The sequence below is a fragment of the Peristeroidobacter soli genome (assembly GCF_004138485.1).
Lineage (GTDB): Bacteria > Pseudomonadota > Gammaproteobacteria > Steroidobacterales > Steroidobacteraceae > Steroidobacter > Steroidobacter soli.
The window spans coordinates 14,086-26,649 of the sequence record NZ_RYEV01000006.1; the positions used below are offsets into that span (position 1 = coordinate 14,086).

Below are 12,564 nucleotides of genomic sequence, written 5' to 3' on the forward strand. Positions count from 1 at the left end.
GATGGTTGCTGTTGCATGGAGGATCCTTGCATGCCTGCTGCCAGTGCTGTGGCAGTGCTTTCGGTGGGTTGTCCTCACCATCTATGACTTCTGTGTGTATTGCATAAATAATCTATGGGGATGGTGTGCGCAATTTGGACGAGGCCCGTAGCACACATGCTGCGCAGGCATACGAATCCGTGCCCGAGTGGGGGTGATTTTTTCCCTCCGTTTACAGCATTTCGGGTTGCTCCCGGATGCTCCCGTTGGAACGCTATTGGTGTCTCATGACCTCGCGAAGCAGTCGAGAACGGCGCGGCAACGCGCGCTCGCGCCCACTGAGGATCATCTTCGATCGATCGGCCTTTCACGAAGAGCGATTTGATTTGCTTCGTAAGAGTCGGCTACGCGAACTTACTGCTAAGGGCAGCGTATCAGCGTTTCTAACGCCGATTTTCCTCAATGAAACCCTAGCGGCGTATGGTGCGGAACGTCGCGTGGAGTGGCAGCAGCATCTCGCCTATGCGCTGGATGTTTGCAATGGGGGGATCTTTCTTGAGAAGACCGATATATGGCGTGAGGAGTTGGTGATGGGTCGGGGGCCGCTCGCAAGACGTTTGCTGCCTGAGAAACCGAGTAAGCGCTACGATTCGCGGCCACGCCTCGTTGCCAGGTTGCGGGCTGCGGCCGAGACCGGGGACTTGGAGCGCGAGTGGGTGGAGAGTCAGCGGGAGCGGGATGAGGATTACCAGAAAAGCGTAAATCAAAAAAGCATATCGAAAGAGATCCGAGCGGAGGCTAAGGCAAGGCTAGGGGCGAAACCGACCCAAGCTGATCTGGCGAACTATCCGTTCGAGCGCTTCCGTTGCACGGAGATGGTCCGCACTGGTAGGCACCTGATGAGCCTAGTCGCCCCGCATCGGCCTGCTCCCCTAGCTGATCAGTGGGCGCGCGCGCCGGAGCGCTTTGCCTTCTATACCGCCTTCGTAGAAGGATTTATGTACAACGGCTACCACGCCGCTCTAGAACAGCGAGAGAACATAGATCGAAATGCGCAAGCAGACTATGAGCAGTTGGCCTACCTCCAATGGGCAGACCTCGTTGTCTCGAACGACACAAAATTTTATACGCGGGCGTTCGACACGCTATGGAAGCCGCGTGGCAAGCGCCTGGAGAGCGCGGAGAGTTTCGTGGCCCTGATCGAGCGGCTGGCGTAGTTAGTTCATCAACTTATAGCTTTCCGAACCCACGCCTCTCCTGGAATCAGGGCATGCGATCCCAATGGCGGCTTAGGGGCTGCTCGCTATCCTTGAGCTGGGTCTCCTGGTGCAAGTTCTGCGAATGGCATCGCGACTAGTTGGACAATGTACTGCTTCAAGCATGAGGGGCATTGAAACCTGGCGCCAACCTTGATGTGGTCACGCCAAATGGCAATCACCGTCGAACAGTTGTCGGCACGGCATTGGAAGTCGACTGTATTGGCGAGCCATTCGACTTCTCCAGGCGCATCGGCTTTCTTAACGTCATAGAGCGCGCCACATTCCAGGCACTCCGCTTGCACTATCTGAGCAGAGTGGGGAAAGTGTTTGCGCACCGGGAGGTGGCACCTCATGCAGTTGAGGGTGGCAACTCCCTTCATCCTCATGTTGTAGATCGGCGATGCAAGCACTTTTTCAAGTTCCGCTACGATGACCTCGCAGCGCTTCCTAATCTTCGCCCAATCGTGCGCTTGACCTGCCTCGAACTGTTTGATCGATAGTAGGTGGACGAACGAGCCCAATGCATCGTAATGGGTCCGAATTGATCTAAGGTTGAATACTTTATCGGTGCCTAGGGTGTGCCACTCCTTCGTTGGAACACCTGGCTGAATTTCCTCGCTGAAACTTACGGTCACCGTTTGGTCCGCATCAGGATCGATGTCGAGTAGCAATCGCATAAGTTTCTTTGGTTGCCACGTGCCGAACTCCGAAGGAGGAATCTCATCCTTAAAGGCCATCGCGCGGTCGTAAGTGACTCCCTCGATAGCCATCCGCAGCTCAAGCGCCGCATACTTCAGGCGTTCATCGTTTCCGCTCTCCAGCTCGATCTTCGCCTGAGACAAGCGCGCCTTTGCGATGTGGCGGAAGTTGACTTTACGGTTCATGCGGCCAGCTTATAATCTCCGGTGGTGCAAAGAAAGAATCGACGCTATTCGAAGTGCAGTCGGAGCGTCGGAATCGTCCTAAAGGAATAGAGCAGTCATCGATGAGCGGTTTATCTGCGGCAGCGCTTGATAGTTTGGGTTTCCAGAACGGGTTGGAAATTGAAGCCACGTTCCGCAGCTTAAACATATATTCCTTGGCGGGGGTAAGGTGCTCCCCGTCGACTCTGGTGGACGTCAATTCGAGAACCGTGGAGGGAACCGAGTACCAAGCTGCAATCGGATTTTCCGTTAATGATGCTTGCCAGAGGCTTATTGGAAAAAGACTGTTAGATGACGAACTAAAGTGGTCAGAAGAGCGCTCGTGCTTGGGGCCGTACTTACTCATTGAGGTTCGCACCGACCCCGTCAAGAAAATGGGGCGAGCTAAAGATTCCGGCGAGTCAATCACAACCTATGACATGTTCACTAGTGAGAAGGCGGCCCTCGGTGACTTGGAGAAGGATGTCTTGCCTCGAGTGGTCTTGGCCGTTAGTGGCCTATTCCAGGTAGGCGGAAACCAATGCACTGCACGTCACGTAACTCGCGAGGTGTTTGGGCTTACCCCCGATCTCCGATTGGTGCACGACATTCGATTCTCCCTCTCAGCGACTGGCTCATACTCGCGCCACCTGAGTGAAGATGTCATTCGAAGAGTTTTGGACGAAGTGCCAAGCCTGGCGAGCGAGATTGATCGCAAGGTGGCCGCTCTCATTTATCTTGCCACCAATGAGGTAGATGCGCTTAAACGATTCTTGTTTTTCTTCCTGGCTGTAGAGGTGGAGACCCATCGAAGCTTTGGGGCGACGGATGTGGCAAGGATTTCAAGTATTCTAGACGCCTCGCTACCGAGCCTCGCTATCACTACGGCCTTTTTAAAGGAGCAGCCAGAGCGATTGAAGACTTTAAAGGAACGGTTTTTCTGGTGCTCAATCTTCGCGTGGCCAGGCATGACGACTACAGATGTAGATGAGTTTGTGCGGCTCAAGGCCGTTCGCGACAAAGTCTCTCATGGGCAGTTGACGGAGCCGCCGTCAGATGCGGTAACGATGATTGAGAAGTTGGCGTTGAGGCTCCAGCGCTACCGCATTTCAGAGAGAGCTGTCTTGAAAATGCTGGGTGTTGTTAATAACTAAGGACTGCGTCGAATGTCCGGTTCCGATGATTTCAAGCGCGACAAACATCCTTGATTTGGCTCGGTGGATCTCAGCAATCTGCCGCGCGGCGGTGCCGATCATTGATTAATTTCACGAACTCACGAGTTTCTGTGAAGCAAGGCAATGCGGCGTCGGCTCAGGTCTCCTGTCCTGCATCCTACGCAGTCGGGGACGCTAGTGCTCTAACATGCCTGCAGCGCCGGTCTGATAGAGGCCAAGCCAGCACGATCAGTTGAGAACGCTCTGCGGGTCTTATCCTCACGGATGCAGCTGTGGATTGGATTCACTACAGTACGACGCCCACTGCTCCATCAGCATCGCTCGCTTCACAAGCAAAGTGCCTCGCTGATAGGCCGCTTCGGCTTCGTCCTTGAGTTTATGGGCGAGCGCATGCTCGATTACCTCCTTAGGGAAGTAAGCGACTTCTGCGGCCCAATCGCGAAAGGTGGAGCGAAATCCATGTTGGGTTGCGACCCTATTTTGCACCGGATCCAGGTAGCCAATGCCACCGCGGCGGAGATCCGCACCATGCATATCGTCAATAACCGCGCACAGCGCGGCATCGGAAAGTTCTCCACCCTCAGATGCCGGAAACAGTAAATCATAGCCCTCGACGCGGGGCAGGCTTTGATACAGATTAATCGCAGCCTGGGACAGCGGGACGATGTGATCCTTCTCGAGCTTCATTCGCTCCTTGGGGATCGTCCATCGCTTCAGCTGCAAATTGATCTCGCTATGTCGGGCCCCTCTGATCTCCTGGCTGCGCGTGGTGGTTAAGATGCCCCATTCGAGTGCCTTCCGGGAGACGTTCTGTCGCGAGCGAAGGTCGGCCATGAACATGCCAACTCTCAGGTAGGGCAGCGCCGGGTGGTGGCGCTTCTTCCGTTTCTTGAGCTTGGTAGGCGAGGGCAGTTCGAACTGCAAGTTGCCGTTCCAGCGGGCTGGGTTCTTGCCGCTTCGATGCTTTCGATGTTCGGCCCAGTCCAGGATTTCTTCGATGCGTCCTCTGACTCGCGTTGCAGTTTCTGTCTTGCTCGTCCAAATGGGCTTTAGGACTCGCAGTATGTGGTCGATGGTGATGTCGCGCGGGTGGAGCGCGCCAATCACAGGGAATGCGTAGGCCTCCAGTGTCGCGGTCCACTGTTTAGCGTGTTTCTTGGACTTCCAGCCAGCCTCTTGAGCTGAGATGAATGTCCGAGCGCAGCCTTCAAACGTGATCGGGCCTTCACCATTGGCATCGGGAGTTGGAGAGGGGGAGCTTGGCTCGCGTTGAACGGGCGGCTGCTCGGGCGCAGCTGGGGCAGTTTGGGCCGCGGACCCCGGAGCTTGGACTGGCTCCGGTAAGGTTGCCGCGCGGCGCAGAGCCCACGCGGCGTCACGGGCCTCGGCCAGGGAAACCGCGGGATAGCTCCCAAGACCGAATTCCCGGCGCGGCCCCTTCCGCTGGTAGCGCAGCACCCAGGAGCGCGACGCGCCTTCGATCCGCAGATAGAGACCGGGCACAACCCCCACCGCATACCGACCATCACCCCGCAAAGACGCTACAGTACGAGCGGACAGTTCCCGTGCTCGCTTAGGCATGACTGACTCCTTCCGCCATCTCTGTCCGCCATCAAGCACTGGAACGTGGGAGCGCTTAAACGATCAATATGGAACTCGCGCGCACCGTATTTCCAAAGCAGGTCAGAGACTTGGCGTGATCAATCAGCCCTCAGTAGACTTTGGTGGATGAATATGGAACGAGACAGCTATCGGCGGTTTTCGGCCTCCCTCTCCGCCACTATTTTCCGGGTTTTCGGCGTTCTGTACGAAAACCATACGAAAAGCCTGGCAAAGCATCTCAGAAGCGAAACGGCTATCCCGCCCCTCGATTTCCAGGGGGCGCGACAGCCTGATCACAACTTCGCAATCGAGGTGCTGTCATGGCTATATCAATCGAAGACCTTCCCGGCCTCAGCGACACTGATCGCGAGGCTCTTGCCGACGACTACACAGCCGTTCAAGGCGTGCCCAGCGGCGCACATCTGCGTCGCTGTTCGGCCAGCGTCGCGTGTCGCTCAAACAAGATCACTGGAGCCCTGCGTCGATCGCCACGCATGAAGTTGATTGCAGCGAGCCCCGGCTCGGCCCGAGCACGTTGACCCAGGCAGTCATTCGGCTCCCAGCTCGGCGATACCTCCGCCCGAAGCGCCGATAGTTATTGCCGGCGTGGACGTGGCACCGCTCGCGACCGCCGCGAACATTGTGGGTCTCGTGGAGACCGCGGCAAGCGACGAGTGGGCAACCGAGGCTGCGGCGCTACGCGCCTCGTTGCGCATGGCTCGCGTACTTGTGCTGGAAACATTGGAGGGTCTACAGGCTGCCCGCGCCAGAGGTGCGCCATGAAGGGCCGCGGCAAGGCTCAGGCGCGGCCACAAAGGACGCAGCTCGATCCCCAGGCGCTGCTACGTGAGTTGCGGAAGGCACTCGACGTTGCTAGGTGCATCAGGCTCGCGGCCGAGTATGGCGAGGATGATGCACTCGATATCGCCGATGCCTTGGCCGGGCTGCTGACGCTGTTGGAAAAGGTGGCGGTGCTGCTGGATCAGCCGGAGGTGTCGTCATGAGCACCATAAAGGCTGAGTCGCGGGCGTACTTTCGAGCGCTCGGCAAACACATAAGCCAATTGCGCAAGGAGATAGGCATGACACAGGCTGAGTTGGCACGTGCGCTCAACGTGTCTCAGCAGGCGGTGTTTGCGTATGAGTGCGTATTCCACGCGATCTTGAACAGGGTTTCCACGGGATGGTGAACACCCAATCCACGGCAACGTGAACACGATTCCACGGGATCGTGAACACTTGGGCGGGGTCCGTGGAAAAGTGTTCACGATCGTGGAAGAGCGTTCACGATGCGTGGAAAGTGTCGGCGGCTGGGGATTGATCGAGAAGCGGACTGCGTAGTCTTGCGGGTTTTGCCCGCGGAGCCGCAGTCGATGCCGAACGAGAGGATCTCCATGTCGAAGTTGAAGCGGCTGATCGGGCTGCAATCGAGCAATTTGAGCGTGCGAGCGCTGGCGCGTGCCCTGGATCTGTCGATTGGGGCGGTCTCGAAGTACCTGCGAGCGGTGCGCGCGGCCGGAATCAGCGCAGCCGATGCGGAATCTCTGCCGGAGGCGGAGTTAGAGCTGCGCGTCTTTGGGCCGACGACGGCGGCTAAGGCTAACGCGCTGGTGGCACCGGACTGCGCGTGGATCCACAACGAGCTCAAACGCCACCGGCACGTGACATTGCAGCTGCTGTGGGAAGAGTACGCAGAGCGTTACGTCAAGGCTGCGTATCAGCGCAGCGCTTTCTGCGCGATCTATCGTCGCTGGGAAAAGCGCCTGAAGCGCTCGATGCGTCAGCGGCACTTCGCCGGCGAGAAGCTGTTCGTCGATTACGCCGGGCGCACCGTGCCGATCCATGGCCGCGGCGGTGAGGAGTCGTTCCACGCGCAGTTGTTCGTCGCTGCCATGGGCGCCAGCGGCTGTGCGTATGCTGAGGCGACGCGCACGCAGACGCTGCCGGACTGGCTCGCGAGCCACGTGCGGGCACTGGAGTACTACGGTGCGGCTCCAACAATCTTGGTGCCGGACAACCCGCGAGTCGGCGTCACCCGTGCCGATCGTTACGAGCCGGAGTTGCAGCGTTCCTACGAGGAACTCGCCTCGCACTATCAGGCCGTAATCATCCCGGCGCGGCCTTACCGACCCAAAGACAAAAGCCGCGTCGAGCTGACCGTGCTCCTGGTGTGCCGCTGGATCCTTGCGCGATTGCGTCACCAGCGCTTCTTCAGCCTGGATGAACTGAATGCAGCGATCCGGCCGCTGCTCGCCGAGCTCAACGAGCGATCGTTCCAACGTCTGCCTGGGTCCCGACGTAGCGTGTTCGAGGCACTGGATCGGCCCGCGATGCGCACGTTGCCGTCCGCACCGTATGTATACGCCGAATGGAAGGAACGCACGGTCGCCTTCGATTATCACATCGAGATCGATCGTCACTATTACAGCGTGCCGCATGCACTCGTCGGCCACAGTGTCTGGGCGCGCTTCACCGCCACCTCGGTTGAAGTCTTCTTCCGCAGTGAGCGCGTGGCCAGTCACATACGTTCGTATCAGCGTGGGGCGCACACGACGCTACCCGAGCACATGCCGAAGGCTCACCGAGCGCACGCGCAGTGGTCACCGAAACGACTGATCCAATGGGGCGAGTCGATCGGCTCGAACACGGGCGCGGTCGTCGAGCATCTGCTGCATTCGAAGCCGCACCCCGAACAGGGTTATCGAGCCTGCTTGGGTCTGCTCGCACTGGCACGTGAATACGGCGAGTCGCGCTTGGAGGCGGCCAGCGCCTTGGCGCGACGGCTCGGCAGCCCCACGCGCAAGAGCGTGAAATCCATCCTCGAGAGCGGTCGCGATCTGCGGCCCGCCAACGCTGAGCTCGCCCTTGATCTTCCCGCACACGGCAACGTGCGCGGACCTGGTTACTACCACTGACGACGGAGAAGAGATGTTGACGAATCCGACCATCGAAACCCTCAAGAGCCTCAAGCTGCATGGCCTGCTCGAGGCACTTGAAGAACAGCAGCAAACGCCAGCGGTGCAATCGCTCTCGTTCGAGGAGCGCATCGCGCTGCTCGTGGATCGCGAGCGACTGTGGCGAGACAACCAGCGTCGCACGCGTTTACTGCGTGGCGCGCGGCTGAAGGTGAGCCAAGCGAGCATCGAGGACATCAATTACAAAGCCAATCGTGGTCTCGACAAACGTCAGATCGCCTCACTCGCCACCGGCGAGTGGATCCGTCGTTCGCAGAACCTGCTCATCACGGGCGCCACGGGCTCCGGCAAGACGTGGATCGCCTGTGCGCTCGCTCAGCAAACCTGCCGGCAAGGCAACTCAGTGCTGTACTGGCGCGTGCCGCGGCTCATCGAAGAACTGCGCATCGCGCACGGCGATGGTAGCTATATCAAGTTCCTCAAGACGCTCTCGAAAGCCTCACTCATCGTGCTCGACGACTGGGGCCTCACCGCGCTGACTGCTCAAGACCGCGCTGATCTGCTGGAGATCCTCGATGACCGCGTCAACACCGGCTCCACGCTCGTCGCCAGTCAATTACCTGTCGACACCTGGCATGCCTATCTCGGCGAACCCACGCTCGCCGATGCAATCTTGGATCGACTGGTTCACCAGAGTCATCGCATTGAACTGAAGGTGCCCGGCGAATCGATGCGCAAGTCCCGCACGCAGGCCGACATCTAGCAGAACGGATCACGTAGTTGACGGATCGTGAACACCTAACGTAGAAACCAACCCTCCAGACGCCGGCACCACGCACTGTTCACCATCGCGTGGAATCGCTGTTCACGATCGCTGGAATACGCATATGAGTGGGGCGACCGGCGAGTGTCCGTGCTGATCCTTGTAAAGCTCGCGCGTATCTTCGGCACCTCCGTCGAAGAGCTAGCCGGCTTGAAGATGCCGATACGGCCGAATCGTCGCTTGTCTCCTGCCGGTGTGCGGCACGCTGAGTGCTATGCGAAGCTGAGCAGAACGGAGCAGCGTTTCGTTAAGAAGATCATCGATACTTTGCTGGAGCGGGTGGCCGCGCAGAAGTCGGCCGCTTGCACCTGATCGGAACAGGCGGCGTCACAAAAGCCCCGGTGCCCGCGGCCGGGGCTTTTCTTGCATTAGCCAGGGTTCACTGAGTGCCTGTAACCGATCGTTTACAGGGTGTAACCGATCCATTACACTGAGGTTCGATCGTGTTCGAAGTTCGTCAGTCCTCGATCTACCGCGATTGGTTTGATCGCTTGCGCGACCGTCAGGCGAAGGCACGCATCGACGCCCGCATTAGTCGCCTGTCGATGGGCAATGCTGGGGATGCGAAGGCTGTCGGTTCGGGTGTGAGCGAGCTGCGTATCGACCACGGGCCAGGATATCGCGTGTATTTCAGCCGCAAGGGCAAGGCAATCATCTTGCTGTTGTGTGGCGGCGATAAACGCACGCAACAGGCCGACATCGAGCGCGCGATCGAGATCGCAACGCACTGGACCGAGTGAGGAACATAGTCATGGCAACGAAGCGACAGGGACGCAAGCCGGCGGCGAAGAAATCCGCCAGCACATCGAAAATCACATTTTCGAAGTGGGACGTGGCCGATCATCTGCGCACCGAGGCGGATATCGTCGCCTATTTCGAAGCGTGCCTTGAAGAAGCGGGCGACGATCCGTCCTTCATCGCTGCCGCGCTTGGTGACATTGCCCGCGCTCGTGGCATGTCGCGCGTCGCGCGTGACAGCGGCCTCACGCGTGAAGGTTTATATCGCGCGCTGAGTAGGGGCGCGAATCCCAGCCTCGGCACGGTGCTCAAAGTCACGCGCGCACTCGGCCTCAAGCTGCGAGCAGAGGCGGCGTAGCCTAGATAAGCAAAGACCAATGCAGTCTGCGACGACAGTGCCCATCGGGTTGCTGGGGTGCGGCGCCGGTGTTGACAGTGTCAACACCGGAGGCGTTCGCTGGGATAGTGGTCGCGGCAACCGTTGCGGTCCGCCGCGGCCGAGATAAGAGGGTTGTCCAAGGAAGGAAAAGCATGAGAGCTGCCTGATGGCACAGTGGGTGCCTCGGCCTTCCGCATCAACGGCATACGTTGCGGGTGAGTCTGGGTGTCGGCGTGCGATTCGCGGCAACCGGCCCCTGGCGCACTCGGAGGCCAGCGTGCAACAAACAATGCGATACACGCCATTCCCGATTCTTTGTCGCTGGCCCGCAGTGGTACACAGCAGACTCGCTCCCGTGGCATGTCGCCTCGGAGGTTCATGTGTCTACTGAGAGCAATCAAGCAGAGCGCCGCATTCTGCGCAGGGCGGACGTTGAGGCTCGGTGCGGCTTCAAGCGCGCACATCTCTATAAACTGATTCGCGACGGGAAGTTTCCTCGACCGCTACGCATCGGCATCCGAGCGGTGGGTTGGGATTCTGTTGATATAGACCAATGGATCGCGGAACAGCTTCAGCGGCGCACCTGGGTTTGCATAGATGGAAGACGGAAGTTGCGCGCAAATCACGTTCGCCGGTGTGCAGGGAAAGGAAGATCGCGTCGGCCGCTTTCTCAGCAGATCTTGCTGGATCTAATTAGACGAGACGCCGGCGCGACCGAAAATCTAACTTGTCTCACGGTCGCGCCCGCGGCATCCTCGCTCTCGACGATTATTCCCTGACGACGAGGGCATCGTCGTACCCCCGCCTGCGTTGCAGGCACCCTAAGCAGCTTCAGACCAGGCAGAGCTGCGCAGCCGATAAAGCTGTGGTCATGACTCATGATCGCGTCCCTGGACGTGGTGTACGAGGGAGGGGGCGCCGGGGGAGCTGATTTATCCGAGCGATGCGCACTTCGGGTTGGCCAGATCGCCTGCAAAAGCACACGTCACGTCAACCCAGCGAATCACAAATTTGCTGGTAGAGCTCCGTTCGGGTGAAAGGCTTGGTCAGCAGCGCTATGTCCAATGGGCCATTCGACGCTACGGGCGACGTTATCTGCTGGGCATACCCACTCGTGAACAACAGGCGCACCGAGGGGTAGAGGCGCCGCACGGTGGCCGCGAGCTCGCGGCCATTCATGCCAGGCAACCCGATGTCGGTGAACAACAGATCGATCTGACGATTGCGGTCCAGTATCTTCAGTGCGTCGGCAGCGTCGGCTGCCTCGATGACGGTCAGGCCGAACTCACGCAGCGTGTCTGTAGTGAAGCTTCTGACCGCATCGTTGTCCTCGACGACCAGGATGGTCTCATCGCGGGCGACTTTCGGGGTCTCGGCCAACGTCGGGCCCGGGTAGTCGTGCTCGGCGATGGCGATCTGAGGCAAATAGACTTTGATCGTCGTGCCATGTCCCTGGCGACTATAAATCTTGACGTGCCCGCCCGATTGTTTGACGAACCCAAAGACCTGGCTGAGGCCCAATCCCGTGCCCTGACCCAGCGGCTTGGTTGTGAAAAACGGATCGAATGCCCGGTCGAGCACCGCGGGCGACATTCCCGCGCCAGTGTCGGTGATGCAGATCAGGATGTACTTGCCCGGCTGCAGATCCGGCACCAGCTGCGTATCGTTCGGGCCCACGCTCGTGGTGGCTGTTTCGATGGTCAGCGTACCGCCGTCGGGCATTGCGTCGCGTGCGTTCACGACCAGATTCAGCAGCGCATTCTCGAGCTGATTGGCGTCGATCTCCGCGATACCAGCCGATTCGTCGTTGACGCATCGGATGCGCATCTTTTCTGGGAGTGTGCGCCGGATCATTTCAGTCCACGCCGCCAGCAACTGATTGATCTCGACAGGCTTGGGTTTGAGCGGCTGGCGCCGCGCGAAGGCTAACAGCTGCTGCGTCAGTGTGGCGGCCCGCTGGGCCGCGCGCAACGCGTGGTCGACGCGGCGCCGCCAGCGAATGCGTTCCGACGGCAACTCCTCGGAAAGGCTATCGAGGTTGCCAAGGATCACCGTCAAAAGGTTGTTGAAGTCGTGTGCCACGCCGCCGGTCAGCTGGCCGATCGCTTCCATCTTCTGTGATTGATTCAACTGTTCCTGCAACAGACGAGGAGCGGTCATGTCTCGTGTGATCTTCGCAAATCCAATCAGCTCGCCGTCCGGCGACTGAAGGGCGTCGATCAGGACGCTGGCCCAGAATCGGGTGCCATCCTTTCTCACGCGCCAGCCTTCGCCTTCGAACTTGCCGGTGCGTTCAGCAGTCTCGAGGGCGATAGCGGGCCGCTGCGCGCGGCGGTCTTCCGGCGTGTAGAACTCGCTGATGTGTCGCCCGATGATCTCATCGGCCGTATAACCCTTGATGCGCTCCGCCCCCGCATTCCAGGTGATCACGTCACCCGAGCAGTCGATCATGCAGATGGCGCAGTCTCGAACGCCTTCGATGAGGCGGGCCAGCTGTCGGCCGCTGTCCTGCAGGTCCGAGGCGCCGCATTTTGAGGACTCGGTCAGTGGCTCTGCTTCAGTGGAGTGCGGTTCCATACGATCACAACGGCGGCGGACATGATTAGTTCAGTTCATTGGAATCATTTGAGGTTTTCTGGTGCATACGGCGCTCATTTCCTGTGTGGTGCGCGGCCGGCCCGTCTCGCGATCGTTGATCGAGGCCATAGATCGACCACGCTATGTTGCGAAAACAGCGCGCGCATGCTGTCTTCGCTGACCGAAAAGGGCGGATTGCCCACGTAGATCTTGCTC

The 12,564-nt window shown here is 59.1% G+C and carries 12 protein-coding genes and 1 pseudogene; 10 read left to right on the plus strand and 3 right to left on the minus strand.

Annotated features, from left to right (window positions below; translation table 11 throughout):
• Nucleotides 1-266: 266 nt before the first annotated feature.
• A complete protein-coding gene (locus tag EKO19_RS26605; RefSeq protein WP_129780367.1) occupies nucleotides 267-1,196 on the plus strand; it encodes a hypothetical protein in 930 nt (309 codons plus the stop codon).
• A gap of 86 nt (nucleotides 1,197-1,282) precedes the next feature.
• Here the strand turns inward: EKO19_RS26605 and EKO19_RS26610 are convergent, their stop codons facing one another.
• Nucleotides 1,283-2,122 carry a hypothetical protein gene (locus EKO19_RS26610; RefSeq protein WP_129780368.1) on the minus strand — a complete coding sequence of 280 codons (840 nt, stop codon included), beginning with the start codon at nucleotides 2,120-2,122 and terminating at the stop codon, nucleotides 1,283-1,285.
• A 101-nt stretch (nucleotides 2,123-2,223) separates the two neighbouring features.
• On the opposite strand from EKO19_RS26610, the gene EKO19_RS26615 reads away from it, so the two are divergent.
• Nucleotides 2,224-3,294 carry a hypothetical protein gene (locus EKO19_RS26615; protein WP_129780370.1) on the plus strand — a complete coding sequence of 357 codons (1,071 nt, stop codon included), beginning with the start codon at nucleotides 2,224-2,226 and terminating at the stop codon, nucleotides 3,292-3,294.
• A 279-nt stretch (nucleotides 3,295-3,573) separates the two neighbouring features.
• Here EKO19_RS26615 and EKO19_RS26620 read toward each other — a convergent pair whose 3' ends face one another.
• A complete protein-coding gene (locus tag EKO19_RS26620) occupies nucleotides 3,574-4,896 on the minus strand; it encodes a tyrosine-type recombinase/integrase (protein WP_129780372.1) in 1,323 nt (440 codons plus the stop codon).
• 800 nt (nucleotides 4,897-5,696) lie between these two features.
• Here EKO19_RS26620 and EKO19_RS26625 point away from each other — a divergent pair.
• The 8 genes and pseudogenes from EKO19_RS26625 to EKO19_RS39315 form a co-directional block, all read left to right on the plus strand.
• Entirely contained in the window at nucleotides 5,697-5,921 is a 225-nt protein-coding gene (locus EKO19_RS26625) for a hypothetical protein (RefSeq protein ID WP_129780374.1), read from the plus strand.
• Nucleotides 5,918-6,106, plus strand: a complete 189-nt coding sequence (locus tag EKO19_RS40015; protein ID WP_129780376.1) for a helix-turn-helix transcriptional regulator — start codon at nucleotides 5,918-5,920, stop codon at nucleotides 6,104-6,106. The genes EKO19_RS26625 and EKO19_RS40015 overlap by 4 nt, the downstream gene beginning before the upstream one ends.
• 183 nt (nucleotides 6,107-6,289) lie before the next feature.
• Nucleotides 6,290-7,831 (plus strand): IS21 family transposase, encoded by a 1,542-nt coding sequence (istA, locus tag EKO19_RS26635; protein ID WP_129780378.1) that lies wholly within the window; start codon nucleotides 6,290-6,292, stop codon nucleotides 7,829-7,831.
• A 13-nt stretch (nucleotides 7,832-7,844) separates the two neighbouring features.
• Nucleotides 7,845-8,594 (plus strand): IS21-like element helper ATPase IstB, encoded by a 750-nt coding sequence (gene istB / locus EKO19_RS26640; RefSeq protein ID WP_129780380.1) that lies wholly within the window; start codon nucleotides 7,845-7,847, stop codon nucleotides 8,592-8,594.
• Between the two features lie 144 nt (nucleotides 8,595-8,738).
• Entirely contained in the window at nucleotides 8,739-8,966 is a 228-nt protein-coding gene (locus tag EKO19_RS26645) for a hypothetical protein (protein ID WP_129780382.1), read from the plus strand.
• Nucleotides 8,967-9,097: 131 nt separating this feature from the next.
• Nucleotides 9,098-9,394, plus strand: coding sequence for a type II toxin-antitoxin system RelE/ParE family toxin (locus EKO19_RS26650; protein ID WP_129780384.1), 297 nt, complete (start codon nucleotides 9,098-9,100; stop codon nucleotides 9,392-9,394).
• Nucleotides 9,395-9,405: 11 nt separating this feature from the next.
• Complete coding sequence (locus EKO19_RS26655; RefSeq protein ID WP_129780386.1) at nucleotides 9,406-9,750, plus strand: addiction module antidote protein; 345 nt, start codon at nucleotides 9,406-9,408, stop codon at nucleotides 9,748-9,750.
• Nucleotides 9,751-10,151: 401 nt separating this feature from the next.
• Nucleotides 10,152-10,352 (plus strand): annotated as a pseudogene (locus tag EKO19_RS39315) (AlpA family transcriptional regulator); the annotation flags it as partial.
• Between the two features lie 409 nt (nucleotides 10,353-10,761).
• Here EKO19_RS39315 and EKO19_RS26665 read toward each other — a convergent pair.
• The gene (locus tag EKO19_RS26665; protein ID WP_129780390.1) at nucleotides 10,762-12,348 is read right to left on the minus strand and encodes a PAS domain-containing sensor histidine kinase; all 1,587 of its coding nucleotides are present in this window, start codon (nucleotides 12,346-12,348) and stop codon (nucleotides 10,762-10,764) included.
• Nucleotides 12,349-12,564: the final 216 nt, after the last annotated feature.

Coding starts and splice junctions, on each gene's coding strand:
- EKO19_RS26655 (WP_129780386.1), top strand. CDS start 9,406: ATGGCAACGAAGCGACAGGGACGCAAGCCGGCGGCGAAGAAATCCGCC.
- istA (WP_129780378.1), top strand. CDS start 6,290: ATGCCGAACGAGAGGATCTCCATGTCGAAGTTGAAGCGGCTGATCGGG.
- istB (WP_129780380.1), top strand. CDS start 7,845: ATGTTGACGAATCCGACCATCGAAACCCTCAAGAGCCTCAAGCTGCAT.
- EKO19_RS26620 (WP_129780372.1), bottom strand. CDS start 4,896: ATGCCTAAGCGAGCACGGGAACTGTCCGCTCGTACTGTAGCGTCTTTG.
- EKO19_RS26605 (WP_129780367.1), top strand. CDS start 267: ATGACCTCGCGAAGCAGTCGAGAACGGCGCGGCAACGCGCGCTCGCGC.
- EKO19_RS40015 (WP_129780376.1), top strand. CDS start 5,918: ATGAGCACCATAAAGGCTGAGTCGCGGGCGTACTTTCGAGCGCTCGGC.
- EKO19_RS26615 (WP_129780370.1), top strand. CDS start 2,224: ATGAGCGGTTTATCTGCGGCAGCGCTTGATAGTTTGGGTTTCCAGAAC.
- EKO19_RS26665 (WP_129780390.1), bottom strand. CDS start 12,348: ATGGAACCGCACTCCACTGAAGCAGAGCCACTGACCGAGTCCTCAAAA.
- EKO19_RS26610 (WP_129780368.1), bottom strand. CDS start 2,122: ATGAACCGTAAAGTCAACTTCCGCCACATCGCAAAGGCGCGCTTGTCT.
- EKO19_RS26625 (WP_129780374.1), top strand. CDS start 5,697: ATGAAGGGCCGCGGCAAGGCTCAGGCGCGGCCACAAAGGACGCAGCTC.